At 57.5% G+C, this 24,403-nt stretch carries 24 protein-coding genes; 18 read left to right on the forward strand and 6 right to left on the reverse strand.

Annotated features, from left to right (window positions below; translation table 11 throughout):
* Positions 1-156 precede the first annotated feature (156 nt).
* The 13 genes from C4S74_RS07830 to ptsP all read left to right on the forward strand — a co-directional run bounded on the left by C4S74_RS07830 (position 157) and on the right by ptsP (position 12,565).
* On the forward strand, positions 157-471 hold the full coding sequence (locus C4S74_RS07830) for a hypothetical protein (protein WP_181024342.1): 315 nt from the start codon (positions 157-159) through the stop codon (positions 469-471).
* Between the two features lie 6 nt (positions 472-477).
* Complete coding sequence (locus tag C4S74_RS07835) at positions 478-1,014, forward strand: GNAT family N-acetyltransferase (RefSeq protein ID WP_103994774.1); 537 nt, start codon at positions 478-480, stop codon at positions 1,012-1,014.
* 60 nt (positions 1,015-1,074) lie between these two features.
* Positions 1,075-1,872, forward strand: coding sequence for an inositol monophosphatase (locus tag C4S74_RS07840; protein ID WP_103994775.1), 798 nt, complete (start codon positions 1,075-1,077; stop codon positions 1,870-1,872).
* Between the two features lie 74 nt (positions 1,873-1,946).
* On the forward strand, positions 1,947-2,804 hold the full coding sequence (locus C4S74_RS07845; RefSeq protein WP_103994776.1) for an SDR family oxidoreductase: 858 nt from the start codon (positions 1,947-1,949) through the stop codon (positions 2,802-2,804).
* Positions 2,805-3,495: 691 nt separating this feature from the next.
* Positions 3,496-5,616 carry a BglG family transcription antiterminator gene (locus C4S74_RS07850; RefSeq protein WP_258042433.1) on the forward strand — a complete coding sequence of 707 codons (2,121 nt, stop codon included), beginning with the start codon at positions 3,496-3,498 and terminating at the stop codon, positions 5,614-5,616.
* A 26-nt stretch (positions 5,617-5,642) separates the two neighbouring features.
* Complete coding sequence (locus C4S74_RS07855; RefSeq protein WP_103994778.1) at positions 5,643-6,086, forward strand: PTS sugar transporter subunit IIA; 444 nt, start codon at positions 5,643-5,645, stop codon at positions 6,084-6,086.
* Positions 6,083-6,346, forward strand: a complete 264-nt coding sequence (locus C4S74_RS07860) for a PTS sugar transporter subunit IIB (protein WP_076321610.1) — start codon at positions 6,083-6,085, stop codon at positions 6,344-6,346. Before C4S74_RS07855 ends, C4S74_RS07860 begins: the two co-directional genes overlap by 4 nt.
* Positions 6,347-6,366: 20 nt before the next feature.
* A complete protein-coding gene (locus C4S74_RS07865; RefSeq protein ID WP_103994779.1) occupies positions 6,367-7,662 on the forward strand; it encodes a PTS ascorbate transporter subunit IIC in 1,296 nt (431 codons plus the stop codon).
* A 99-nt stretch (positions 7,663-7,761) separates the two neighbouring features.
* Positions 7,762-8,754 (forward strand): phosphotriesterase, encoded by a 993-nt coding sequence (locus C4S74_RS07870; RefSeq protein ID WP_103994780.1) that lies wholly within the window; start codon positions 7,762-7,764, stop codon positions 8,752-8,754.
* Between the two features lie 13 nt (positions 8,755-8,767).
* Positions 8,768-9,526, forward strand: a complete 759-nt coding sequence (locus C4S74_RS07875) for a creatininase family protein (protein WP_103994781.1) — start codon at positions 8,768-8,770, stop codon at positions 9,524-9,526.
* Between the two features lie 19 nt (positions 9,527-9,545).
* Positions 9,546-10,280, forward strand: coding sequence for an SIS domain-containing protein (locus C4S74_RS07880; RefSeq protein WP_103994834.1), 735 nt, complete (start codon positions 9,546-9,548; stop codon positions 10,278-10,280).
* Positions 10,281-10,538: 258 nt separating this feature from the next.
* The gene (locus tag C4S74_RS07885; RefSeq protein WP_103994782.1) at positions 10,539-10,808 is read left to right on the forward strand and encodes an HPr family phosphocarrier protein; all 270 of its coding nucleotides are present in this window, start codon (positions 10,539-10,541) and stop codon (positions 10,806-10,808) included.
* Positions 10,808-12,565 (forward strand): phosphoenolpyruvate--protein phosphotransferase, encoded by a 1,758-nt coding sequence (gene ptsP, locus C4S74_RS07890; protein ID WP_103994783.1) that lies wholly within the window; start codon positions 10,808-10,810, stop codon positions 12,563-12,565. Before C4S74_RS07885 ends, ptsP begins: the two co-directional genes overlap by 1 nt.
* A gap of 692 nt (positions 12,566-13,257) precedes the next feature.
* Here the strand turns inward: ptsP and C4S74_RS07895 are convergent.
* On the reverse strand, positions 13,258-13,878 hold the full coding sequence (locus C4S74_RS07895) for a pyridoxamine 5'-phosphate oxidase family protein (RefSeq protein ID WP_103994784.1): 621 nt from the start codon (positions 13,876-13,878) through the stop codon (positions 13,258-13,260).
* A 274-nt stretch (positions 13,879-14,152) separates the two neighbouring features.
* Between C4S74_RS07895 and C4S74_RS07900 the strand changes: the two genes are divergently transcribed.
* Complete coding sequence (locus tag C4S74_RS07900; RefSeq protein WP_103994785.1) at positions 14,153-15,148, forward strand: Gfo/Idh/MocA family protein; 996 nt, start codon at positions 14,153-14,155, stop codon at positions 15,146-15,148.
* A 435-nt stretch (positions 15,149-15,583) separates the two neighbouring features.
* Here the strand turns inward: C4S74_RS07900 and C4S74_RS07905 are convergent, their stop codons facing one another.
* Positions 15,584-16,054: an ester cyclase gene (locus C4S74_RS07905; protein ID WP_103994835.1), complete on the reverse strand. Its 471-nt coding sequence runs from the start codon at positions 16,052-16,054 to the stop codon at positions 15,584-15,586.
* An 81-nt stretch (positions 16,055-16,135) separates the two neighbouring features.
* Positions 16,136-16,501 carry a helix-turn-helix domain-containing protein gene (locus C4S74_RS07910; protein ID WP_181024344.1) on the reverse strand — a complete coding sequence of 122 codons (366 nt, stop codon included), beginning with the start codon at positions 16,499-16,501 and terminating at the stop codon, positions 16,136-16,138.
* Positions 16,502-16,699: 198 nt separating this feature from the next.
* On the opposite strand from C4S74_RS07910, the gene C4S74_RS07915 reads away from it, so the two are divergent.
* Positions 16,700-17,659: an aldo/keto reductase family protein gene (locus C4S74_RS07915; protein ID WP_103994786.1), complete on the forward strand. Its 960-nt coding sequence runs from the start codon at positions 16,700-16,702 to the stop codon at positions 17,657-17,659.
* A gap of 104 nt (positions 17,660-17,763) precedes the next feature.
* Here C4S74_RS07915 and C4S74_RS07920 read toward each other — a convergent pair whose 3' ends face one another.
* Complete coding sequence (locus tag C4S74_RS07920; protein ID WP_103994787.1) at positions 17,764-19,464, reverse strand: MFS transporter; 1,701 nt, start codon at positions 19,462-19,464, stop codon at positions 17,764-17,766.
* A 179-nt stretch (positions 19,465-19,643) separates the two neighbouring features.
* Between C4S74_RS07920 and C4S74_RS07925 the strand changes: the two genes are divergently transcribed.
* Positions 19,644-20,333 (forward strand): TetR/AcrR family transcriptional regulator, encoded by a 690-nt coding sequence (locus C4S74_RS07925; protein ID WP_258042434.1) that lies wholly within the window; start codon positions 19,644-19,646, stop codon positions 20,331-20,333.
* Positions 20,334-20,443: 110 nt separating this feature from the next.
* Here C4S74_RS07925 and mtnA read toward each other — a convergent pair whose 3' ends face one another.
* Complete coding sequence (gene mtnA, locus C4S74_RS07930) at positions 20,444-21,553, reverse strand: S-methyl-5-thioribose-1-phosphate isomerase (RefSeq protein ID WP_103994789.1); 1,110 nt, start codon at positions 21,551-21,553, stop codon at positions 20,444-20,446.
* Positions 21,553-22,779, reverse strand: a complete 1,227-nt coding sequence (gene mtnK, locus C4S74_RS07935) for an S-methyl-5-thioribose kinase (protein WP_103994790.1) — start codon at positions 22,777-22,779, stop codon at positions 21,553-21,555. Before mtnK ends, mtnA begins: the two co-directional genes overlap by 1 nt.
* 200 nt (positions 22,780-22,979) lie before the next feature.
* On the opposite strand from mtnK, the gene C4S74_RS07940 reads away from it, so the two are divergent.
* Together C4S74_RS07940 and C4S74_RS07945 are read left to right on the forward strand one after the other, a co-directional pair.
* Entirely contained in the window at positions 22,980-23,429 is a 450-nt protein-coding gene (locus C4S74_RS07940) for a DNA starvation/stationary phase protection protein (protein ID WP_103994791.1), read from the forward strand.
* 243 nt (positions 23,430-23,672) lie between these two features.
* Positions 23,673-24,266, forward strand: coding sequence for a DUF1802 family protein (locus C4S74_RS07945; protein WP_103994792.1), 594 nt, complete (start codon positions 23,673-23,675; stop codon positions 24,264-24,266).
* Positions 24,267-24,403: the final 137 nt, after the last annotated feature.

Raw genomic sequence — 24,403 nt, forward strand, 5'->3', positions numbered from 1 at the left:
GAGCCGTGAAATAGGAAGGGATTTGGCAAAGGGGTTTCTGCTGTTTACCTTCTTTTAACGGAACTTTTCTTTTCCGAAAAGCATTTTCAAATGAGACCAGGGATGCTACTCTAACAGAAGGATCAACTTACAAATGATGGGAGGTAGAGGCTTGTCATGCCAAGCGATAAGGTAACGGACTCCGCGAGCGGCGGGAACCGGCTGCTTTCGTGGCGCTATTACGCCTTATTTTTGCTGCTTACCGGCGGGCTTGAAATTACGGCTTTCCGCCTGGGGAGGTCCTTTGCGGATGAGCTCACGGGTTGCCTCGTCATGACGGGGCTGCTTGCTTTAAGCGTACTGCTGGCGATATTCACCTTCGTTTTCGGCCTGCTGACCTGCCTGCAGAACAGACAGCACCTGCTTATTGTGCCGTGCGCTCTTCTTACCGCCGGTTTATATATGGCTTTAATCAGAGGGGAAGGAATGTGATCTGACATGATTCGTTTTGAGTATTTCGGAAAAGAGGATTTCAACCAGCTTATCGAATGGAGCGGAGACGAGGCTTTTCTGCTTCAATGGGCGGGGCCCCAGTTTAATTACCCTCTAACCGCCTTGCAGCTGGAGGCTTATATGGAAGGGGCCAACGATCCCGAACAATCCGGCCGGCTTATTTATAAAGTCATCGATTCGGAAACGGACCTGCCGGTGGGACATATTTCGATCGGAAATATCGACCGCTATAACCGTTCCGCGAGAATCGGCAAGGTGCTGGTAGGCCATACGGCCCGCAGAGGCCGCGGCACCGGACAAGCGATGATCCGCGAGGCGCTGCGGATCGGCTTCGAAGAGCTCCGGCTTCATAAAATGACGCTCGGCGTTTTCGATTTTAACGAAGCGGCCATCCGCTGCTACGAGAAGGAAGGCTTCGTTAGAGAAGGTTTTATCCGGGACGCGAGAAGAATGGGAGACACGTACTGGAACTTGATCGAAATGGGCATTTTGGAGAACGAATGGCAGGGACGCGGCCGGTAAAAACATAGGTGAGAAGCCTGATCGGAAAGGCGGACAGATAGAGCGGAGGGGAAGAAGACTGTGGAAGACATTCTGCGCGCAGCGAAGAAGGTGGCGATCCAAGCCGCTTTGCAAGCCGGACAAGAAGCGAAAAACCGGTTTGAGAATATCAACAGCATTCTGGAAAAGGACGACTTCGGCGATGTCGTAACGGAGGTGGATCACCTCGCGGAAGAAATTATTTTGACCCATATCGCGAAAAGCTTTCCCGATCACTGCGTGGACAGCGAGGAAATCGGGCACAACGGCAGGCAGAGCGACTGGATGTGGATCGTGGACCCGCTCGACGGGACGAACAATTACGCGATCGGTCTTCCGCTCTTCGCTACGTCCATCACGCTCATGCATCAAGGCAGCCCCGTGCTGGGCGTCATTTACGAACCGATGGTGGACAGGCTGTTCCTCAGCGCGGCGGACAAAGGGGCCTTCTGCAACAATATCCGCATTCAGTCCAAACCGTGCTCGTCCATTCAGCGCGGCACGATCGGCTGGATACAGGGGCACAAGGTCCAGAACGAGGCGCGTGCCGTTAAGCTCCGCCACCATCTGGATGTCCGCTTCAAGCGGATGATGAGGGTATGGGCCCCGACTCTCCAGTGGTGCATGCTCGCCAAGGGAGACTTGGACGGCATCGTCCTGTACAATTCCGAGGGAACCGATCTGTATTCCGGCATTCTGATGGTGCAGGAGGCGGGCGGACTTGTTATGGATTTTGAGGGCAGGCCATTCCGCGGAATGAGCTCTGAGCCTTATCTCATCGCCTGCCATCCGGCGCATAAGGAGCATTTTTTGAAAACGGTGGCCGAAGGGCTGATCTGACCGGTTAACATCCGATGTCAGCCGTCCGGCTGCACACGGTTTTTTTCCCAAATCCAAACGAAGGCGGGCTGCAGATGAAGCAAAAAATCATGATGGTCACCGGAGCCAACTCCGGCATGGGCCTCGCCACGACGATCGCTCTGGCTCGGCAGGGGGCGAAAGTCATTATGGTCTGCCGCAGCGAAGAACGGGGGCGCAGCGCTCTTCGCGAAGCGATGGCGGCCAGCGGTTCCGCGGAGATCGAGCTCATGCAGTGCGACCTCGGTTCGCTCCGGAGCATCCGGACTTTTGCCGCGGAGTTCAAAAGCCGCTACGATCATCTGGACGTGCTGATCAACAATGCGGGCGTCGTATCGCTCAAGAGAGAGACCACTTCCGACGGATTCGAGATCATGATGGGCGTTAACCATCTGGGCCATTTTCTGCTGACGAACCTGCTTCTGGGAGCTCTGAAACGGGCGGAGCAGGGCCGTATCGTCGTCGTTTCCTCCGGCGCGCACAAAATCGGCAAGATCCGCTGGGAAGACCCGTATCTGACAAAGGGATACACGGTATGGACGGGGTACGCGCAGTCCAAGCTGGCGAACATTTTGTTCGCCAGGGAGCTCGCCGCCCGGCTGAAAGGGACCGCCGTCACGGTGAACGCCCTGCATCCCGGAGCCGTCGGCACCCAGATCGGCGTGGACCGGAACACGGGCTTCGGCAAATCGGTGCTTGCCATGCTGCGGCCTTATTTCCTGACGCCCGCACAGGGGGCGGAAACGGCGGTCTATCTGGCTACCAGCGATAATGTGGAGTGTGCAACCGGCGAATATTTTTACAGGAAGAAGATCGCTCCGGTATCCGCACGGGCCAAAGACAAGCAGCTCGCCGCGAAGTTCTGGGATTGGAGCGTGCGGGAAACGGGACTGCAGCCGGCGGAGACGGAGTGACACGTGCGAGGAAGAAGCAACGCCGGTAGAGCAGGCAAGATGCTGTTTGGGTACAAGCAAGTAGCGAGGCAGAAGCAAGTAAGAGGAAGCAAGAGGAAGCAAGAGGAAGCAAGAGGAAGCAAGAGGAAGCAAGCTCCTTCCAACAAAATGACGGCGATCCGGCAGACGGATTGACCGTCACGCAGGGCAAGAGCGTGCAAGACAGTGCCAAGACAGTGCCAAGACAGTGCCAAGACAGTGCCAGGACAGTGCCAGGACAGTGCACAACGGTGCAAGAACGTATAAGACAAGACTGTGCAAAACATACAAGAGTGTGTAAGTTTGCAGGAGCAAGCTGCACATAGCAACAACGTGTGCACATTACCACCGGTTGACATGACGGTAAAATGGAGATTACATAATCGTAGCACCGAGTACAGTGCATGGCAGTAAATTCAGTACATATTCGTGCAGGACATAGGCTGGTTAATCGAACCGGCTTCATAAAACGGCCAGGGGCGGATGCTTCCGGAGCCGTTTTTTTGCGTGGCGTGAAGCCGGAGGGGAAATCCGTTTTGGAAGTCATTCCGGTAGAATTCATTTTTGCACAAAAGAGCCTCCACGAATTGAACTGTCTTTCGATTCTTGTCCCTGGGTATAATCAAATCGAACAAAGAACCACACTAAACGGCAAAGGAGTTGATGCCGTATTCTGGACGAACGCAGTACCCGGATAATGACGCTGCTGCAGCAGGCAGCCGATTATGTATCTCTGGAAGAACTGATGCAGAAGCTCGGCATCTCCAGACGAACCGTTTATTACGATATGGAAAAAATCAACGACTGGCTGAAAACGATTCATCTTCCGCCGGTCGAATATGTCCGGGCAGCCGGTTACTATTTGCCGGATGAAAGCCGCAAGGGCATTCCGCAGCTGGCCGGACAGCTTCCGGTGCAGCAGTACTACTTGTCTCCGCGGGAGAGGCTGGCCTGGCTGGCCGTCCATCTGTTGTCCCCCGCGGCCGGATCGCTTTTCGTCCATCACTTGACGGATCTCCTGCAAGTCAGCCGGGGAACCGTGCTTAAGGACTTGAACATCATCCGGCCCGAACTGGAATCGCTGAAGCTTAAGGTCGCTTACGACCGCAAGCAGGGCTACCGGGTCCGGGGGGAAGAGAGCGACAAGCGGAAGGCGCTCACCTACTACTTCGGACAGATTTTCGGAAGCGTGGGCTGGGAGCAGGCGCTCAGCCGGAGTGAAGACCCCGGCAGTTTTGACCGGGTGCTGGACTTATTCCCGCCGATGAAGCCGGATTACCTGAAACGGGTTTACCGGCTCATCGCGGACAGTGAACGCACACTCGGCGTGGAACTGACGGACGAGATGGTGTTTAACCTGACCACCCGCTTCCTGCTCTATACACGCCGGATCCAGAACAGGCAGCTCATTGCGATCGACGAAGACGAGCGGAACGTGCTGGGGCGCATGCCGGAGTACGAGGCGGCGGCCCGCATAGCGGAAGGCCTCGGCGGTTTGTTCGACACCGCCATACCCGAGGAGGAAATCGCGTATTTTACGATGCACCTGCTCGGCGCGCGCGTCAACCGGATGGAACAGCTGACCGGTTCCGAGGAAGTGATCGACAAGCTCCGCGAAGCGGCCAGGGGAATGACCGACGCCTTCCAGCGTCACGCCTGCGTGTTTCTGCCGAACAGAGAAGCGATGGAAGAGAATCTGCTCGTCCATCTGAAGCCGGCGTATTACCGGATCCTGTACGGGCTGGAGCTCGATAACCCGCTTCTGGGCAACATCCGCTCCAAGTATGGCGAAGTGTTCGAACTGACGCGGCGCTCCGCGGCACCGTTCGAGCAGCTTGTCGGACGAAAGCTCGATGATAACGAGATCGGCTACCTCGCCATGCACTTCGGCGGCTGGCTGCGCAGGGAAAACACGCAGCCTGTAGAGAGGCGCCGGGCCGCCATCGTCTGCGTCAACGGCATTTCCGCTTCACGGATGCTGAAATCCCAGCTCGAGCATTTATTTTCGGCGGTGGACATTTCGGCGGTTCTCTCGCTGCGGGATTACGAAGCGTTTGAAGAGGAGAGCGTCGATTTTATTTTCTCGACGGTCCCGCTTCCGGACAGCGGCGTCCCCGTGTTCGTCGTAAATCCGATCCTCAGCGATAAGGACAAGGAGCATCTGCTGAACCAGATCAATACGGTCGTCGGCCGCAAGTCGCGGGCCCAGGCCAGCTCGGTTCAGGCCCTGCTCGACATTGTCCGCAAATACGCGAAGGTGACGGATGAAGCGGGGCTTGCGGAGGAACTGAACCGCTACATGTCCGTGGGGAAAACATGGCTGAGCGAAGCCCGCAAGCCGTCGCTGGCCGACCTGCTCACCGGACCGATGATCCGGGTGGAGGAAGAGGCCGCGGACTGGCGCTCCGCCATCCGCGAGGCGGCCCTGCCTCTTCTCGAGGACGGGCGTATCGAAGAGGCCTACATCGGGGCGATGATCGGCAAGGTGGAGGCGCTCGGCCCCTATATCGTCGTGGCGCCGGGCATCGCCATCGCGCACGGCAAGCCGCAGGACGGAGTGAAGCGGCTGGGAATCAGCCTGCTGCGGCTTGCGAAGCCCGTAGCCTTCTCCGAAGAAGCCCGCCACCAGGTACAGGTGATTCTGGTGCTGGCGGCGATCGACGGAGAATCGCATCTCAAAGCGTTGTCGGAGCTGACGCTCCTGCTCAGAGAACAAGACAGCCTGACCCGGCTGAAGGACGCCGGGACCAAAGAACAGATATTACAGCAGATAGAAGAAGGTCCCCGCAGTTAGACTACCGGATTTGGGAGAGATGAGAGATGAAATTTTTAGAACCGTCCTTGATTGCACTTGATGTCGAAGCCGAGACGGCGGAAGAAGCGATCCGCCTGGCGGGAGGACTTCTGGCCGACGCGGGAGCCGCGGAAGCGCGCTATGCCGAAGCCATGGTGGACTCCTACCGGGACAAAGGCCCGTACTTCGTACTGGCGCCGCATATCGCTCTGCCGCACGCCCGTGCGGAAGACGGAGTGAAAGAAGCGTCCGTCTCGCTGCTCCGGCTGAAGAAACCGGTCGTATTCGGCCACGCGGCCAACGATCCCGTCCAGCTCGTATTCGCACTGGGCGGGTCCACCAGCTCCGAGCATATCGCCATGCTGCGCAAGCTGACGATATTGCTGAGCAACCCGGACAACGTGGAAGCGTTCAAGCAGGCAGCCGATGTAGATACTATTCAACAACTTATTAGGGGGAACGAACAATGAAAATTTTATGCGTATGCGGTCTTGGACAAGGAACCAGCCTGATTTTGAGAATGAACGTGGAGAACGTGCTGAGCGGCATGGGCGTTAACGCCGATGTGGAGCATACCGACGTATCCACGGCATCCGGCACGGCGGCGGATTACATCATCACGAGCAATGAGCTGGCGCAAAGCCTTCAAGGCCATGCCGCCAAAATCGTAATCGTCAATAACTATTTTGACAATAACGAAATCAAACAAAAACTGGAAGAAGTGCTGTAACCCATTAAGGAGGGGTCTTTATGGACGTGCTTTTTTGGATCGCGACCAATATTTTCGGAACACCGGCCATTCTGCTCGGGTTCATCGTTCTGGTTGGCCTTCTGCTCCAGAAGAAATCGACGAGCCAGCTCGTCAGCGGTACCTTTAAAGCGATTATCGGTTTCCTCGTAATCGGCGCCGGTTCCGACGTTATCGTCAAAGCGCTGAACGTATTCGAACCGATGTGGAAAGAGGTCTTCGGACTGGAGGCCGGCTCGCTCGGTACGTTTATGGGTCAGGACGCGTTTAACGGCAAGTACGGAAGCGCCGTCACGCTGGCGATGCTCGTCGGCTTCCTGATCAACGTGGCGCTGGCCCGTTTCACCCGGTTTAAATTTATTTACCTGACCGGACATATGATGTTCTGGACTTCAACGATTTTCGCAGGTGTAATCGTGCATGCCGCAGGCGGTATCGCGATTTGGAAGCTCGTGCTGATGGTTGCCGTCGTGCTCGGTCTGTACTGGACCTTCCAGCCGGCTCTCGTTCAGCCGTTCCTGCGCAAAATAACGGGCAACGATAACATCGCCCTCGGTCACACGTCCGCTTCGGTTGCCCTGCTGGCAGCCCTGTTCGGTAAATTGTTCGGCAACAAAAACAACGATTCCGAGAAAATCAAAGTGCCGAAAGGCTTTGAGTTCCTGCGGGATTCCAACGTCATTACCGCACTCAGCATGGGAATTCTGTTCCTGATCGGAGCCGTTATCCTTTCGACGAAAGGAACGCCTGCGGCCGCCGAACTGATGGCGAAGTCGGGCGACCAGAACTTTATCATTTATTCGATTATCCAATCGTTTACGTTCGCGGGCGGTATCGCCATCGTTCTGATGGGGGTCCGGATGTTTGTCGGCGAACTGGTTCCGGCTTTCAACGGGATCGCTACAAAACTCGTACCCGGAGCCAAGCCTGCACTGGACGCGCCGGTTGTGTATCCGTACGCGCCGAACGCGGTCGTACTCGGCTTCCTGGGAGCCTTCGCGGGCGCCATTATCTGGCTGCTCGTGCTCGGTAACACCGTTTCCTACATCTTCGTTCCGACGATGATCGTTCTGTTCTTCCACGGGGCTACGGCCGGCGTGTTCGGGAACTCGACGGGCGGTGTCCGCGGGGCCGTGATCGGCGGATTCATCACATCCACGATCGTAGCCTGGGGACAATTCCTCATGGTCCGCTTCTTCATCAGCTCCACGGTGCCGGATACGGCCATGTGGGCGGCGGACTCCGATATGTTCATCATCGGTCCGATTTTGAACTTCCTGGCTAAATTGTTCTTTTAACTAAAGCAGTGCCGGGCCCCGGGCCCGCAACAACAAGACGGTGACAGCGCTAAGCTCCGCCGTCTTCTTTTCAGAAAAAAAGAGTGGAGGAGACACGTCATGAGCTATATCCGTACTTTACATGGAGACATCGCCAAAGAGGATCTGGGCTTTACGTATTCCCACGAACATATTGTATGCCGTCCGGCCTTCTGGCAGGAACGGGGAGAGGACGATCTGCTGCTGGACGACAAAGAGAAGTCCAAGCTGGACGTTCTGGATTTTAAAAAGCACGGCGGACACGCGATCGTGGACGCAACGGCGGTCGATTACGGACGTGACGTGCAGGCCGTTCAGGAAATTGCCCTGGAAACGGGCATTAAAATCGTGGGCACGGCCGGTTTTAACAAAAGCTTTCTGTGGGACGCCAAAATCAAGGAAGAGCTGAAGCCGCTCACGGGCGATTACGAAACGTATACCCAGTGGATCGAAGCGAAAAGCATTAACGAGCTGGCCGATTTCGTTATCCGCGAGGTAGAAGAGGGCCTTGAAGGCACTCCGTTCAAAGCGGGCCAAGTCAAATTCGGGACGGGCTACAACCGCATTACGCCCCTGGAAGAGAAAACGCTCCGCGCGGTAGCCCGAGCCCACCACGAAACGAAAGCGCCCGTGCACTCCCATACGGAAGTCGGCACCATGGCGCTGGAGCAGATCGAGCTTCTGAAAAGCGAGGGCGTGAACCTGTCGTATCTGAGCCTGGGCCATATGGACCGCAACCCGGACCCGTACTACCACGAGCAGATCGCGGCAACCGGCGCTTACATGAGCTTTGACGGCATCGGCAAAATCAAGTACGCCCCCGAAAGCACGCGGATCGCGCTCATTCTCAATCTCGTGAGCAAGGGCTACGAGGATCAGATTCTGATCAGCGGAGATACCGCCCGCAAAACATACTACAAGCATTACGACCAAGGTCTCGGACTGGAGTACATCATTGCGAAGTGGGTGCCGCGCTTTGTGGACGAAGCGAACCGCAACGGATTCGACGGGCAGAAGCTGATCGAGAAATTTTTCGTAAAGAACCCGGCCAACTGCTTCTCATTCAAAAAGTAAGGAGGCGCGCACGATGAAATTCGAGCACGAAAACTCGTACGAGGTGCAGGATAAAATCCGACAATTCCGGGCGGCGATCCTGCCTATCGGAGCCGTGGAAGCACACGGCCCCCACCTGCCGCTCGGTACCGATAATCTGCTTGCCGAACGGCTGGCGGACAAACTGGCGGCCCGGACGGACAGCTTCGTGCTTCCGGTCCTGCCTTACGGCCAGGTGTGGAGCCTGCGCAATTTCCCGGGCAGCATCAACGTCTCCAACGAGGCGCTGATCCGGCTGCTGGCCGATATCGGAGAGAGCCTGTACCAGCAGGGCTTCCGTATTTTCGCCATGGTCAACGGCCATCTGGGCAATGCGGTGGCGCTTAAGGAAGCCGCGCGGATTTTATACGAGCGGGTACCGGAGCTGAAAGTGTTCTACTTCTTTTATCCGGGCACGAAAGAAATTACGGCCCGGGTGAGGGAGTCCTCTGCGGCCCACGGCACCTATATGCATGCCGACGAAATCGAGACGTCTTACATGCTTTATCTCGCCGGCGAATATGTGGACATGAGCAAAGCCATAGATGGCGCCCCGCACATAAGCGCGGAAGCGGATTGTACGCCGACGCCGTGGGAGGAAATCACATCCTCCGCCGTTCTCGGGGACGCCACGCTGGCTACCCGGGAGAAGGGCGAGCAGATTATCGAACGAAGCCTGGACGTGATGGCCGAGATGCTATTGCGGGTCAAACGGGCCTTGCAAGACGGGGAACAGCAGGATTCAACAGACTGACAACGGGGTGAGAGCTATGATGATGAATACGTATTTTGATGTGATCGGCGAGCTGTTGAACAAAGTCCGGACCGAGCAGGCCGGACCCATCCGCGAAGCGGCCGAGAAAGTGGCGGCCTGCATTCAGGACGGCGGCATTATTCATTTGTTCGGCTGCGGTCATTCGCATATTTTGACGGAGGAAGTTTTTTACCGGGCCGGCGGGCTTGTTCCGATTCGTCCGATCTTCGTCGAGAAGCTGATGCTGCATGAAGGCGCCGTACGCTCTTCGGAGCTGGAGAGACAGAACGATCTGGCGGTCGATTTCATGAAGGAGCAGGATATCCGTCCCGGCGAAGTCGTGTTTGTCCTGTCCACTTCAGGCCGTAACCCGGTTCCCGTCGATGTCGCTCTGATGGCGAAGGAGAAGGGCGGCGTTACCGTCGGAATCACTTCTCTGGAGTATTCCATGAGCCAGCCGTCGCGGCATACAAGCGGCAAGCATCTGGCCGATGCGGTGGATCTCGTGATCGACAACTTCTCGGTCAAAGGAGACGCCGTGCTGAACCATCCGGGTATGCAGGTGCCTTTCACACCGAGTTCGACCGTGATCGGAGCCGCGATCCTGAACGCTGTTTTTGCCGAGTCCATTGAAATCATGATCGAAAACGGCTTTAACCCGCCGGTGTTCCTGAGCGGCAACATCGACGGTTCCGACGCGCACAACCAGGCGCTGATCCAGAAGTACAAGGAGCGGATCGCCCTGCTGGCGTAACCTTGCTTTATGAAGAAAAACAACCGTAAACCAAACCAGAAGGTTGTATCCGGCCAAGAGCCGGTAAACGTGTGGAGTTACAGAGAGATAGAAGCAGACCAGAGAGCGGAATTTTTTACTATTACTTAATAAATGAACCGGAAAAAACGCCGAAGACGCCTTGCAAAACAGAACCGGATAGCTGTCGGGAGAAACCATACAACCCTATCCTTATTTTGCGGTCTTGATCCGGCGGTACAACGGGTGAGGAGGAACGACATGTTCGCACAAACAGTAACGATTGGAAACGAGCAGGGCTTTCATGTCCGTCCGGCTCAGCTTTTTGCTGAAACGGCCGGCCAGTTTGGAGCAGAGGTGCACCTGAAGACCGGAGAAGGACGCACGGCGGATTGCAAAAGCATGCTGGAGCTGATGACGCTCGGGATTGAAAAAGGGGCAGTCGTGACGATCGAAGCCAGCGGCGACGGTGAGAAGGAAGTCGTTGAAGCGCTGACCAAGCTTGTCGAAAGCAAGTTCGGTGAAGCCTGATGAAGGGGCTGCATATTCAGGGAATCGGCGTTTCGGAAGGAATCCGTATCGCTCCGGCATTCGTTTACCGTCCGGCTCAGGAGAGCGCGGGCGGAGCTTCTGCCGGATGGAAGCCTATCGCGGACGATCCGGCGGCTGTGAAGGCCGAGCTTGCCGCGCTTAGAGACGCGAAGGCCCTCTGCGCGGGCGAGCTGGAGCAGCTGACGGAGAAGGCGAAAGAAACCGTCGGAGAAGAGCAGGCCGGTATTTTGGCGGGCCAGCGGAAGCTGCTGGACGATCCGGCCTTCTATCCGAAGATGGAAGCCCGTATCCGGGAAAAGCTGGAACCGGCTCCGCAGGCCGTATCCGAAATCGTAAGCCAGGTCGCTTCCTGGTTCGAGGGGATGACCAACGACTACATGAAAGAGCGCGCCGCCGATATCCGCGATATCGGAAGCCGCCTTATGGCCTGCCTGTCGCCGGAAGAGAGAGCCGGACTTAATGGAATCACCGGAGAGGTGATTCTCGTGGCCGACGATCTTACGCCGTCCGACACAGTGCAGCTCGATCCGTCCAAGGTCGTCGGCTTTATCACCCGCACGGGCGGGGCGACGTCCCACACCGCCATTCTGGCGCGGTCGCTCGGCATCGCAGCCATCGTCGGCGCGGGTGATGCCGTGGACGGCATTGACGACGGGGATACCCTCGTCGTCGACGGAGCCGCCGGGCTGTGCATCGCCCGGCCGGACGAAGACGAAGCGGAGCGGTACCGGCTCCGCATGGGGCAGGATCTCGAGCGCCGCAAATCGCTCGAGGCGTACGCGGCCCGTCCCGCTGTAACCGCGGACGGTACGCGCGTGGAGCTCGCGGCGAACATCGGGACCGCCGCGGAAGCCGGGGCCGCCGCCGAACAGGGAGCGGACGGCGTGGGGCTGTACCGCACGGAGTTCCTGTTCATGAATTCCCCGTCTATGCCGGGGGAGGAAGAACAGGTCCGTGCTTACGCGGAAGCGGCCCGGCTTATGGAGGGCCGCCCCGTAATCATCCGCACGATGGACATCGGCGGAGATAAAGAGCTTCCGTATCTGCAGCTGCCGAAGGAAGTGAACCCCTTCCTCGGCTACCGGGCGATACGGATCGGTCTCAGCCGCAAGGAGCTGCTGCTCACGCAGCTGCGGGCGGTTTTGCGGGCCAGCGCCTCCGGCAAGCTGAAGGTGATGTTCCCGATGATTTCCGGCCTGCAGGAATGGCGGCAGGCCAAAGAAATCCTGGCGCAAGCGCAGGCGGAGCTGAGAGGGGAAGGCGTCCCGTTCGACGAGAACATGGAAGTCGGCATCATGGTCGAGATTCCCTCTACGGCCGTAATGGCGGGCCAGTTTGCGCGGGAAGTGGACTTCTTCAGCATCGGGACGAACGACCTCGTCCAGTATACGCTGGCCGTAGACCGGATGAACGAACACGTTGCGTACTTGTACGACTATTTCCATCCGGCCGTCCTCCAGCTCATCCGCACCGTGATCGAAGCTTCGCACTCCGCCGGCAAATGGACGGGCATGTGCGGCGGCATGGCGGGCGATCCGCTGGCCGCGCCGCTTCTGCTCGGACTCGGACTGGACGAGTGGAGCATGGAGGCGGGCCGTCTCAGCCCGCTGAAGGAAGTGCTCGCCGGGCTGGACCGTCAGGAGTGCCGCGAGCTTGCGGAGCGGGTGCTGCTTCTGGATACGCCTCAGGCGGTCCGTCAGGCGCTTGAAGAGTTCCGCGCGGCTAAAGCAGGTTAAATCCCGCTAACGTAGTGACTGGAAAACTGACGTCAATGCGAAGGTTGAAGCCGATAGCGCGTTTAGCGGTTGAAGTGGAGCGGCTGCCTGCCCGCGTCTCCGTGAAGCGGCATTTCCGCTCCGGAGCTTTCAAATTAAGCCTCCGATCAAGATTCGGACGCAGACACTCCCCGACAGAGGTCGGCGCAAAATAAAACAACCCGGTTCCGTATAAAGCGGAACCGGGTTGTTTTATTTTGCCATCCGGCAAGGGAGGGCACCGTCTGCGTCAGACTCCCTGCCTGCCCGATGTCCGATAAGCGGGAAGGCAGGCGCCAAACGCCACGTGTTCTTGCAGCTCTCCGCGTTTGCGGCGGCATCGCATGGAGCCGGTCGCCGACAGCGGCTAAGCCCGCTGCGCGTCCTCTACAAGCGGACGAAATGGTAGCGGGAAGGCAGGCGCCAAGAGCTACCGCGAGTTCTCCGCGTGCGGGCGTTCGTCGCACGGAGCCGGTCGCAGACAGCCGCTAAACCCGCTGCGCGTCCTGTCCAAGCGGACGAAATGGCAGCGGGGAGACCGGCGCCAAGCGCTACCGCGAGTTCTCCGCGTGCGGGCGTTCGTCGCACGGAGCCGGTCACCGACAGCAGCTAAACCCGCATCGCGCCCAGTTCGCGCGGCCCTCTCCCCGCGCGATGCTCTCGTCCGCCGCCTGTCAGCCCTCCTTATGCGCCGGACAGTACAGCTTCATCAGACGAACGGTTTCCTCGTCCAGTTCTTTTCCGCGGTTTTCGAGTCCGCTCACCACGGCTTCGCGCTTGGCGCCCTTCATATTCTGGCCGAACTTGAATTTGGCCGACACGTCGTCCACGTCGATCCGGATTACGGCAACGCCGCGGATTTGGCTAACGTAGCCTGGATTTTCCAGGGAGAAGGGCTCGTAGCCTCCCTCAGGCTGAAGCTTTTCCATGAAGACGCCGAGCGCCTTCGCTTTTTCCTCCAAATCTTCCACGAGGACGGCCTTGCCTTTTATCACGACGGACTTGAAGAAGGCTGTCGCCGGACAGGCGTACACGGGCTCGGTAAAATACGATGGAATGAGCGCGTATTCCTTCGATATAGCGAAAGTAACCAAAGGATTCCGGCCCAGGTCCGAAATTTTTTCGCCGACTTTGCTGCCGTGGGCATAAATCGCACCGTCCCAGTATACAAAATTAAGAGCTTTTAAATTCGGATACCCGTCTTCACCCGTGGTCCCCAGAATTCCGAATGTCATTTCGCTCATAAACTGTTCGACTTCCTGCCAGTCTTCCATACCGAATTCTTTTCTTCTCAAAGTCTCCACCCCTGTAATTTGCCTGGTAACGGCTGTTTTTCTCATCTTAGCGGGACAGTTGACTTTTCTGAAGAGCCACTTTACGCTATTTTTAGTGGACCAGTTGCAGCCGGTCATGCTTTTTGCAGATCGATGTACGCGCGTTCAACATGTACATATTCTCTAAACCAGTTAACATCCACAAGCACTTCCGTACAAAAGGCATTCGCCGGGCAAAAGGTTTCGCCCTTCCGGCATGCTCACACCAACCAGACAAAATGGAGGTCGTTTTCCTATGTTAAAAGTCGCTCTGCTCAGTTTCTGGCACGTTCATGCCCTGGATTACGAGAAAGACGCCAACGAGCATCCCGGCACACAAGTGACCGCGATTTGGGATGAAGACACGGCCAGAGGCCGCAAAGAAGCGGAAACCCGCGGAATTACCTTCTATGAAAACCTGGATGAACTGCTTGCCGATGAGGAAATCGGGGGTATTATCGTGACGACCCCGACCCGTCTTCACCGGGACGTTATGGTAGCGGCGGCTAAAGCCGGCAAACATATTTTTACGGAAAAAGTCGTCGCCGCCACGAAGAAAGAATGCGGCGAGATTATGGACGCGGTGCGCGAGGCGGGCGTAGTGATGACGGTTTCGCTGCCGAGATTGAACGCCCCGTACACCCTGGGGATTCAGAACATTCTCGGACAGGGGGTTCTTGGAAAACTGACGCTGGTCCGCACAAGATTGTCCCATAACGGCGCAGTAAGCCGTGAAGAAGGGGGCGGCTGGCTTCCTGAGCGTTTCTTCGACCAATCCGCTGCGCAGGGCGGCGCCATGATCGATCTCGGCTGCCATCCGATGTACCTGACCCGCTTGTTTCTGGGCATGCCGGAAAGCCTGACGGCCAATTACGGCAGCGTCACGGGGCGCCCGGCTGAAGATAACGCGGTAAGCGTCTTGCGTTATCCGGACGGCGCTCTGGGAATCGTGGAAGCGGGCTTTGTGAACAGCCATTCCCCGTTCGTGATCGAGATTCACGGCACGCAGGGCACGCTGCTGTACTCCCAGCATGACGACAAGCTCCTGCTCCGTACGCGGTCTCAGGAAGGGGAAGAGTGGCAGACGGTCACGGATCTGCCTCAGGCGAAGCCTTCCGCCTTTGAGCAGTGGGTGGCCCATATCGAGTCCGGTACCCGGGCGGAGGAGAATCTGCTGCTCGCAGCGGACCTCACCCGCCTGATGGAAGCGTCCAACGCTTCGGCGGCGAGCGGCTGTGCCGTTAAGCTGTAAGCCGTAAGAGTAGGGGAAATGCGGGCCGCCGTCATGCGATGTCATATCCGCATCGGAAACTGGCGGAGAGGACATCTGCGTGCCGGGAACTGCCTGAGGTGCTGTAACCGGAGCGCAGCCTGCCGAAGAGCGCTTTGGCAGCGCCTGCGCATGCCATAAGCAGAACTTGCGGACATTTTCCGTACCCTTCTCGCTGCCTAGTCGTTTTCTTCAGGCATCGCGTCGTAGAAAGACAGAAAAGAAGCCGGATACCCGGCTTCTTTTTCTTGTCGCTTTTCGTGGAACTCCAGCTGTCATATGTATAGGCGTACCTCATATCTCGTTCCTTATGTTTCGTACCACATACCACGCCCGCGTTTGCTGCTTGTCCGTTAACCGAAAGCGCCGTTATCCCGGCCGCCCTGTATCCGCCGTCTCGGCGACTCAGACGGCCAGCTAGTCAGCCGCACCTTCCGCCTCGGCTGTTGCCACCCGGGCTTCCGCCGCATTTCGCTTCAACTGGCGCTCGATACCCGCCCGGTCGATCTGGATCCAGTACTCGGCGATTTTGCCGCTGTCGACCCGGTACACCGCGCTCGCCAGCTCGATTACGGGCAGGCCGGTCGGCGCATAGCCGTCCACTTCGCCGATGTGCGTTCCCGTCTGCTTCCAGCGTACGTACACCCGGTCGCCGGAGCCGAGCAGCTCCTGTACTTCCAGAGTGAAAGGGCCGTAGGCATCGAGCATTTCCCGCACGTGCTCCGCATAAACCTCGGGCGTGCGCTCTACCGTGACTTCCTGCTCCGACTGGACCTGGTGGGCGAATACTTTTCCGGCCATCAGATCGGGAGCCGCTTCCAAATTTTTTCCCGACCGCACTTCATCAAAAAAACGCTTTACTACTTCTTCCGGTCTTAAAGTCGTCATGATTTTTTTCCCCGCTCTCCCGGCTTCGTTCATGTTCCCAAGTCCTGGTCTTCGACGGCGATTGACCGTCTCAACCGGCAGTCAGGTCCATTTTGCCGCCCAAAGTTTCATTTCTTTTAAAATTTTGTGCAGATCCCGGCCTTTCGGCGTCAGGGTATATTCCACTGTTACCGGCACGGTCGCAAAAGCTTCCCGCTCCAGTACGCCCTGCTTCTCCAGATGGCGCAAAATATTCGTCAGTGCGGTAGGGCTGATTGAAACGATGCTGCGCTGAAGCTCCCCGAAGCGTCTCGTTCCGTCGAAAAGCTCCCGGATCACAAGAAACGCCCATTTTCCGCCGATGACATCAAGCGTCTTTTCAATGGAGCATTCGATAATGCCGGGCTCCTTCGGAATATAACTGCTTGCCGCAGGTTCAGCCGGTATTTTACCGGATTGAGCTGTCATGAAGGCGCTTCCTCCTTTTACGAAAATGAGTCGGCCGCAAGGGGCCGTAACCCTGCTAAACAAAAGTGTAGCAGCAACATTTTTATGGGTATGATCAAAAAAAGATCACTACTGTTCATCATATAGAAAGTATTTTATGATGGCAATGGGAGGCGGCTTGTCCGCTTCGTGAAAACAGATTGGGGAGGTTTATGGAACATGCACTATCGCAGACTCGGACGGTCGGGCTTGAAGGTCAGTGAGATTAGCCTCGGAAGCTGGCTTACTTATGGAGGCTACGTCGAACGTGACAATGCGGTTCAATCGATCCGTAAAGCTTACGATTTGGGCGTTAACTTTTTTGATACCGCAAACGTTTACAAGCAGGGAGAAGCCGAGAAGGTGGTCGGCGACACTTTGAAGGAATATCCGCGCGAATCGTACGTGCTGGCGACGAAAGCTTTCTGGCCCATGGGCGAAGGACCGAATGACAGGGGCCTTTCCCGCAAGCATATTATGGAGCAGGCGCATGCCAGTCTGAAAAGACTCGGAACCGACTACGTCGACATCTATTACTGCCACCGGTACGATCCCGAGACGCCTTTGGAGGAAACGCTCCGGGCGCTTGACGACCTCGTTACCCAGGGCAAAGTGCTGTACATAGGGGTAAGCGAATGGACAGCCGCTCAAATGGCGGATGCGCTCGGTCTGGCCGAGAGATACCTGCTGGATAAAATCGTCGTCAACCAGCCGGTCTACAACATGTTCAACCGCTATATCGAGAAAGACATCATTCCGCTGGGCGAGGAAAAAGGAATCGGTCAGGTCGTATTCTCGCCGCTGGCGCAAGGACTCCTGACCGGTAAATACAAGTCGGCGGACGACATTCCGGCCGACAGCCGCGCCGCCAAAGTGGAGACGATGCGCGGGGCCGTCACGGCGGAGAACATCGCGAAGGTGAAGCAGCTTGAAGGCATTGCCTCGGAGCTGGAGCTTACCGTGGGACAGCTGGCCCTCGCCTGGATTTTGCGCCAGCCGAACGTGGCGAGCGCCCTCGTAGGCGCAAGCCGTCCGGAGCAGGTGGAGCAGAACGTGAAGGCCAACGGCGTGAAGCTGGCGGCGGGCGTGCTGGAGCGGATCGAGGCCGTTCTCTCGGGGAACGCGGCAGCCGGGAAGTAACAGATGCGGGGAGTCCGCCTTCATGACGGGCGGCTCCATCACCAGACAAGCGAGCAAAAACACCGGTTTCCTTGGAACCGGTGTTTTTTGCCGTGCATTTCCGCCTACTGCGGGGAACGGACGGCGTTTCCCGTCCGCTCCGCTTCTCGTGCGGGTTCTTCCGCCTTCCGCCCGTTAACGAAGGCGCAGACGGCACCGAGAAGCAGAGCCAGGCAGCTGATTTTAAACACGAGGCCGAACGCGGCCGTCGTACGGGTATTTACCACCGCCTGAAGCCGGGGAAGAAGAACCTGCAGCTCCGCTTTGTCTTTGGCGAAAGCTTCCTTCACCCGCCCGGCCGCATCGGGAGAAGCGGCTTGAAGCTGCTCCCGCTCCTTGCGGTCCCACTTGTCAAGCAGGCCCTGCATTGCCCCTGAAGCGCCACCCGCAGCAGTTCCGCGGTTTCCGGCTGTACCCTGCAGGGCTTCGGCAAGTTCCGCCTTGCTCGCCGCAGAGAGAGAACTGCTTGCGACCCGCTCCGCCAGCTCTGTTTGGGCGGAAGCCATCTCGGCCCGCATGGAATGGGACAGCAGAGCGACGAGTACGGCGATGCCGAGCGCGCTTCCGATCGTTCTGGCCATGGTGCCGATGCCCATGGCGATAGTCGTTTTGTCCGGCGGGGGAAGCAGGACGGTGGTTGCCGTCAAATTCGCAATTGCCATGCCGGTTCCCATACCCGCAATGACCAGGCGCCAGATGTAATCGATCGTCGAGGATTCCGTCGTGAGGCCCGCCAGCAGGTAAGTTCCGAGGGCCAGCAGGATCATTCCGGTAACCGAGAATATCCGCGGACCCAGCTTGGCGGCGCCTTTGGCGGCAAGCACGGAGCAGATCATGGACGCGACGGCCAGGACGCTTATAATGAGTCCCGCGCGCAGCTCCGTCATGCCGATCACCTGCGTAAGGAAAAACGCGAGGATGAAGGTCGGGCCGGTCATGCCGATCCCGAGCAGGAACAGCCCGAGATTGCCGGACGGAAACCTTTTGATTCTGAAAAGAGACAGCGGAAGCATCGGTTCTTTTACACGGGATTCGATCAGCAGGAAGAGAAGAAGCGAGACGAGAGCCGCCGCGAAGAGCGACAAGATATAAGGGGAATCCCAGCCTTTGTCGTTCGCCTGCATAAAAGCGAGGGTCAAGGCCAGCGAGGCGGCCGATACCGTCAGCATGCCGCCCCAGTCGAGTTTTCGCGTGGCCGTCGGATCGTAAGATTCCGCCAGGGAAGAAGCGGCGAGAACGAGGGCCAGAACGCCGAACGGGATATTGATGTAGAAAATCCACTGCCAGTCGAGCTGGTACGAGAGCACGCCGCCCAGGGCGGGTCCGCTTGCGGCCGCAAGGCCGGCCAAAGCGCCGGTAATGCCCATCATGACGGCTTTCTTTTCGGGAGGGAACAGCGCCAGCATCAGGGGGGCGACGAGAGGGGTAATCAACGCCGCGCCGATTCCTTGAAAGACACGGAAAAGAATGAGGGACGTGATCGAGCCCGCCAGACCGCACAGCAGGGAGCTCAAGGTGAAGAGGAACAAGCCGGTCATAAACGCTTTTTTACGGCCGAACTGGTCGGCGAGGCGGGAAGCGGCGAGCAGAAAAACGGCGAACGACAGGCTGTAGCCGTTCACGACCCAGGAAATGCTTGCGGTGTCCGCGGCGTAAAATTCACTCATCCGGGGAAGCGCCACGTTGACGATGCTCGTGTCCAGAATCGCCATAAAGAAACCGAGCAGAAGGGTGATGATAGCGGGGATCTTGCGTGATTTTTGCATGAGTGGAATCCTCCAAAAATATAATTGACTGACTGTCAATCAGTCGATGAAAAGACTATATAACATTGACTGACTGACAGTCAATAGTTAAATTTAAAAGAAAGAGCCTCCTTCCGCGATTAAGTTTAGAACAGGAAATCGGACAGGCAGGCATAAAGGCGGTGGAGAAGTTGGCACGTGTGACGAAAAGTCCGGAAGAACGCAAACAGGAGCTCTTATCCGCTGCGGATTCGCTGTTCCGTATAAAAGGATACGAACGGACCGCGGTTAGCGATATCGTTAAACAGGTCGGGGTCGCCCAGGGGACCTTTTATTATTATTTCAAGTCGAAAGATGAGCTGGCGGACGCGATGATCCGGCGCATGCTGGACGACCATATGGGGCTTGTTTCAACGATTGCGGAAGATCCGGAGTTGTCCGGCCGGGAGAAAATTGTCAAGATCCTGAAGGAAGATTTCGTGAAGCGGGGAGAAAATCTGGACAATCTGGATTATATGCACCATGAGAGCAACGCGCTTCTTCATCAAAAAATGCTCGTGGAGTCCGTCAAGGCTTACACGCCTTTCATTACGGCCATTATCGAGCAGGGCATCCGGGAAGGGAGCTTCCATACGAGCCATCCCCGGGAAGTGGTCGAGTTTTTCATGGTCGGTCTGTTTTTTCTCTACGACCCCGGTATTTTCGCCTGGACGGTGGAAGAAGTGGTGACGAAGCTTCAAGCCATCGGTGAAATTTTGGAAAAACTGCTCGGAGCGGAGAAAGATTCGCTCGATATCTGGAAGGACCTGCCGGATATGCCGGCCATTATCCAGAAGGCGCTCGAAGCCGAGAAAACGTCGCGGGAAAGAAGTCCTCGGTCCCGGTCTTGAACAATAACCTGACCTGCCCGCCGTAAGCATTTCGATGCGATCCGCAGCACAAAAAAAGCCGGCCCGGCTATTTACCGGGCTGGCTTCTTGTTTGCCGGGACACCGGCGTATTATTCTTCGAACAATTTCGCGAGATTCTCCGCAAAAGGCGCGCGGACAATCCCTTTCTCCGTGATGATCGCGGTCACGTACTCGTTTGGCGTCACGTCGAAAGCGGGATTGTACACCTTGACGCCCTGCGGGGCCGTACGCTTGCCGAAGCCCTGCGTAATTTCTTCCTCTCCGCGCTCCTCGATCGGAATATCTTCCCCTGTCGGCGTGCTGAGGTCGATCGTGGACATCGGACACGCCACGTAGAACGGGATGCCGTGGGCTTTGGCCAGCACGGCCACGCTGTACGTGCCGATCTTGTTGGCCACGTCGCCGTTGGCGGCCACGCGGTCGGTGCCGACGATGACGGCCTGCACCCAGTCCTTCTTCATGACGGCGCCGGCCATGTTGTCGCAGATCAGTGTCACGTCGACGCCCGCCTGCTGAAGCTCGAACGCCGTCAGGCGCGCGCCCTGCAGGACAGGACGCGTCTCGTCGGCGTACACCTTCAGCGCGACGCCCTTCTCCTGCGCGAGGTAGAACGGCGCCAGCGCGGTGCCGTACTTCGCCGTCGCGAGTCCGCCGGCGTTGCAGTGCGTGAGGACGCCCATGCCGTCCTCGAACAGCTCCAGGGCGAACTCGCCGATGCGGCGGTTTGTTTCTTCGTCCTCGGCCTGGATCAGGATAGCCTCGGTAAGAACCGCCTGCTTCATTTCACCGTGGGAAATGTCCATCTCGACAAGCTTCTGCGTAAGCCGCTTGAGGCGGTCGAGCGCCCAGAACAGATTGACGGCGGTCGGGCGCGAGGTGGCGAGATAGTCCGCCTGCTTGGCGACTTCGCCCGCCAGCCGGCGCCGGTTCGCTTCGCGCGAGATCGCCTCGTCTTCTTCGGCGTCGCGGATGCCGAGGAAGACCCCGTAAGCCGCGGCGATGCCGATCGCGGGCGCTCCGCGGACCTTCAGGTGGCGGATGGCTTCCCACACCTCGTGGGGCGTTTCCAGCGGCAGGTAGACGATTTCCTCGGGAAGCAGCCGTTGATCCAGCAGATCAAGCCGCTCTCCGTTCCAGCGGACGGACTGGACCCAGCCGCGCTGGCCTTCGCTTTGTACGTCGGTTCCGTGTGCAGTCATTAGCGGATACCCTCCTTCACGGCGGTTGCCTCGCGGGCGGCCGCAATCAGTTCATCGATGGAGCTTGTCTGACGGCCCCGCTTAATCAGCGTCGTGCCGATCGCCAGCGCGAGTCTTTGCGCACGTTCGCGTGCCGCGGCGTCTTCGATCGTGTCGATGTCCGCCACGTGCGAGAGGCCGTAGATACGGCGGACCATTTTGCAGCCGGCGAAGCCGACGGTTTCCTGAAGAACACGGTTCAGGTACCAGTCCTGATAGGCAGGCGTTTCGGACATCGGATCGACCGTTTCGTTGTCCCACAGGGCGCGGAATTCACGCTCGAATACCGTCCACACTTCTTTGACGGTTTCCAGCAGATATTCCCGGTATTCCGACCGCTCGGCTTCATTCGCGCTCCAGCCTTCCTGGCCGGCGTAATTAAGCAGCAGGTTAGCCAGCACGGCACCTATGTCGAAGCCCATCGGACCGTAATAGGCGAATTCGGGATCGATGACTTTCGTGGAATCTTCTTTGATGAAAATACTGCCCGTATGCAGATCGCCGTGAAGCAGAGCTTCGGCCCGCGTCAGGAACGTATTGCGCAAAATGGCGACTTCCAGATGCAGCTCGCGGTCCTGCCAGATCGCCTGCACGGCATCTTTCAGATGATCTTCGATGCTGTTGTTTTCCGAATCGCGGTAGGGATCGTCGAAAATCAGATCCTCCGTGATTTTGCAAAGCTCGGGATTGATGAACCGGCCGACCCGCAGCTTCTTCTCCTGCTGGTTCATTCCGAGATCCGACGAGAAAAACAGCGTGCGGGCCATAAAGCGGCCGATATGCTGCGCGAAGAGCGGGTATTTGTTTTTCTCGATCAAGCCCCTGCGCATGATGACATGATCGCTCAAGTCTTCCATGACAGTCAGCGCAAGCTCTTTCTCATACGCGAAAACGTGAGGAACGAGATCCGGGCACAGGGAACCCTGTAGCTGCAGGGCTTCGCTTTCGATCCGTGCGCGGTCCAGCGTAAGCGGCCACGATTCTCCTACGACTTTCGCGTAAGGCAAGGCCTGCTTCAGAATCAGGCTGCGTCCGGATTTTTCATCCGAGATGTGAAAAACAAGATTAAGATTGCCGTCCCCGATTTCACGGCTTGTCAGCACCGCGTCGGGCGCGAAAATGTTCGGCAGTCCTTTGGCATATGCAATCGCTTCCGCTTCCGTCAGCGCGTGGTACGTCGTAGTCATTGGGCGTTCCTCCTGAGAAAGATTAATAAGTGGCGGCTTGTACCGGGTTGTCCGTTAATTCCGACTTAAATACTAGTATAAAGGAAAATACCCCTGCATGAAACACAATTTTTAGGGCTCCGGTCCCTGGACACGGCTTACATAAAACGGCTCCGTTCGGCCTACACTACCGGAAGATATCCCACATCAGGAGGTACGTCATGTCGATTGCGATCCGTTCCGCCCACAAAGTATTGAATAAACAGGTAGCCAACTGGACCGTGCTTTACGTCAAGCTTCACAATTATCATTGGTATGTAAAAGGAGATCAATTCTTCACCCTTCACGTGAAGTTCGAGGAATTGTACAACGAAGCGGCAGGCTATGTCGACGAGCTGGCGGAGCGTCTGCTCGCCATCGGCGGCAAGCCCGTCGCCACCCTCAAAGAGTGCCTGGAATTGAGCGATATCGGGGAAGCCTCGGGAAGCGAGAAGCCGGATGCCATGGTCCGCGCCCTGCTCGCCGATTTCGAAACCGTCATAAACGAATGCAAAACGGGCATGAAAGAAGCCGTGGAAGCCGGGGACGAAGGGACGTCCGATATGCTGCTCGGCATTACCCAGTCCCTGGAGAAGCACCGCTGGATGCTCGGTTCTTTCCTGAACGGCTGACACGCCTGCGGTTAACTTGACTTGCAGCCCCGAGCCGGCGGCAGGCCCTGCGGTGCGGAAATAACCCCGGTTACGGATGCCGACCGGCGGCCTCACAGGAGGTCCGCCGGTTTTTTGGCTGCCTTCACGAAAAATTTACCGTCGATTTTTCGCAATTTTTGCCGGGCGGGTTTGGCATTTTGGGAATGCGCCCACTATAATAAGAGGGAGTGAGCCGAATAACGGGCAAGAGAGGTGTAAACGGTGACACATTCCCAAATGGCGTTGAAAGAATGGGCTTCGGCCGTACAGGCTCTGGAGCAGGGCGAGCAGATTCTCATCATGCGAAAAGGCGGCATCCGCGAAGAAACGAGAGATTTCCGGGTCGTTTCCGATGCCTTTTACCTGTATCCGACCTACGAGCACCAGAAGCCGCATCTCATTAAAGATTCCGCTCAGCCGAGGCTTCAAGAGACGCTGGACGGCTGGAATCCGGACGACAGGCAGGTGACGATTTCCTCCTGGGCCGAACTGGTCCGCGACATTGAAGTCAGCGACGCGGAGACGCTGGAGAAGCTGCAGCCTTTTCATATCTGGACCGAGACCTTTGCGGAGGAAAGACTGAAGTGGAAGCGCAAGCAGCCTCTTCATGTCATGCTTCTGCGGGTGTATAAGCTGGACAAGCCGGTTACCCTGGACGTCGATCCTTCCTACGAAGGTTGCAGGTCCTGGATCGAGCTCCACGGAGAACTGCAATCGGCGGGCAGGACACCGGTGATTGGCGACGAAGCGTTTCAGGCGGCAGTGGACAGGATCGAGAAAGCACTGGCGGACGGAGTGCCGGTTAGCGGGTCCTAGTCAAGGCCTGGTGTAATAACCGCCGGCTGCCCGCTGATGCGGCTGAGCAGACTGGCGGCGGCGCGATCAAGAAGATCGGAACCGGAATGAACAGTCGCCGTTCAACCGGAATTCTTTCGGAGCAGGCCGGGCATTCT

Source organism: Paenibacillus sp. UNC499MF, assembly GCF_900107975.1.
Taxonomy (GTDB): Bacteria; Bacillota; Bacilli; order Paenibacillales; family NBRC-103111; genus Paenibacillus_F.

Excerpts from the sequence above, each read along its gene's own strand:
- C4S74_RS07830 (WP_181024342.1), top strand. The coding sequence starts at position 157 with ATGCCAAGCGATAAGGTAACGGACTCCGCGAGCGGCGGGAACCGGCTG.
- C4S74_RS07835 (WP_103994774.1), top strand. The coding sequence starts at position 478 with ATGATTCGTTTTGAGTATTTCGGAAAAGAGGATTTCAACCAGCTTATC.
- C4S74_RS07845 (WP_103994776.1), top strand. The coding sequence starts at position 1,947 with ATGAAGCAAAAAATCATGATGGTCACCGGAGCCAACTCCGGCATGGGC.
- C4S74_RS07855 (WP_103994778.1), top strand. The coding sequence starts at position 5,643 with ATGAAATTTTTAGAACCGTCCTTGATTGCACTTGATGTCGAAGCCGAG.
- C4S74_RS07860 (WP_076321610.1), top strand. The coding sequence starts at position 6,083 with ATGAAAATTTTATGCGTATGCGGTCTTGGACAAGGAACCAGCCTGATT.
- C4S74_RS07865 (WP_103994779.1), top strand. The coding sequence starts at position 6,367 with ATGGACGTGCTTTTTTGGATCGCGACCAATATTTTCGGAACACCGGCC.
- C4S74_RS07870 (WP_103994780.1), top strand. The coding sequence starts at position 7,762 with ATGAGCTATATCCGTACTTTACATGGAGACATCGCCAAAGAGGATCTG.
- C4S74_RS07875 (WP_103994781.1), top strand. The coding sequence starts at position 8,768 with ATGAAATTCGAGCACGAAAACTCGTACGAGGTGCAGGATAAAATCCGA.
- C4S74_RS07880 (WP_103994834.1), top strand. The coding sequence starts at position 9,546 with ATGATGAATACGTATTTTGATGTGATCGGCGAGCTGTTGAACAAAGTC.
- C4S74_RS07885 (WP_103994782.1), top strand. The coding sequence starts at position 10,539 with ATGTTCGCACAAACAGTAACGATTGGAAACGAGCAGGGCTTTCATGTC.
- ptsP (WP_103994783.1), top strand. The coding sequence starts at position 10,808 with ATGAAGGGGCTGCATATTCAGGGAATCGGCGTTTCGGAAGGAATCCGT.
- C4S74_RS07900 (WP_103994785.1), top strand. The coding sequence starts at position 14,153 with ATGTTAAAAGTCGCTCTGCTCAGTTTCTGGCACGTTCATGCCCTGGAT.
- C4S74_RS07905 (WP_103994835.1), bottom strand. The coding sequence starts at position 16,054 with ATGACGACTTTAAGACCGGAAGAAGTAGTAAAGCGTTTTTTTGATGAA.
- C4S74_RS07910 (WP_181024344.1), bottom strand. The coding sequence starts at position 16,501 with ATGACAGCTCAATCCGGTAAAATACCGGCTGAACCTGCGGCAAGCAGT.
- C4S74_RS07915 (WP_103994786.1), top strand. The coding sequence starts at position 16,700 with ATGCACTATCGCAGACTCGGACGGTCGGGCTTGAAGGTCAGTGAGATT.
- C4S74_RS07920 (WP_103994787.1), bottom strand. The coding sequence starts at position 19,464 with ATGCAAAAATCACGCAAGATCCCCGCTATCATCACCCTTCTGCTCGGT.
- mtnA (WP_103994789.1), bottom strand. The coding sequence starts at position 21,553 with ATGACTGCACACGGAACCGACGTACAAAGCGAAGGCCAGCGCGGCTGG.
- mtnK (WP_103994790.1), bottom strand. The coding sequence starts at position 22,779 with ATGACTACGACGTACCACGCGCTGACGGAAGCGGAAGCGATTGCATAT.
- C4S74_RS07940 (WP_103994791.1), top strand. The coding sequence starts at position 22,980 with ATGTCGATTGCGATCCGTTCCGCCCACAAAGTATTGAATAAACAGGTA.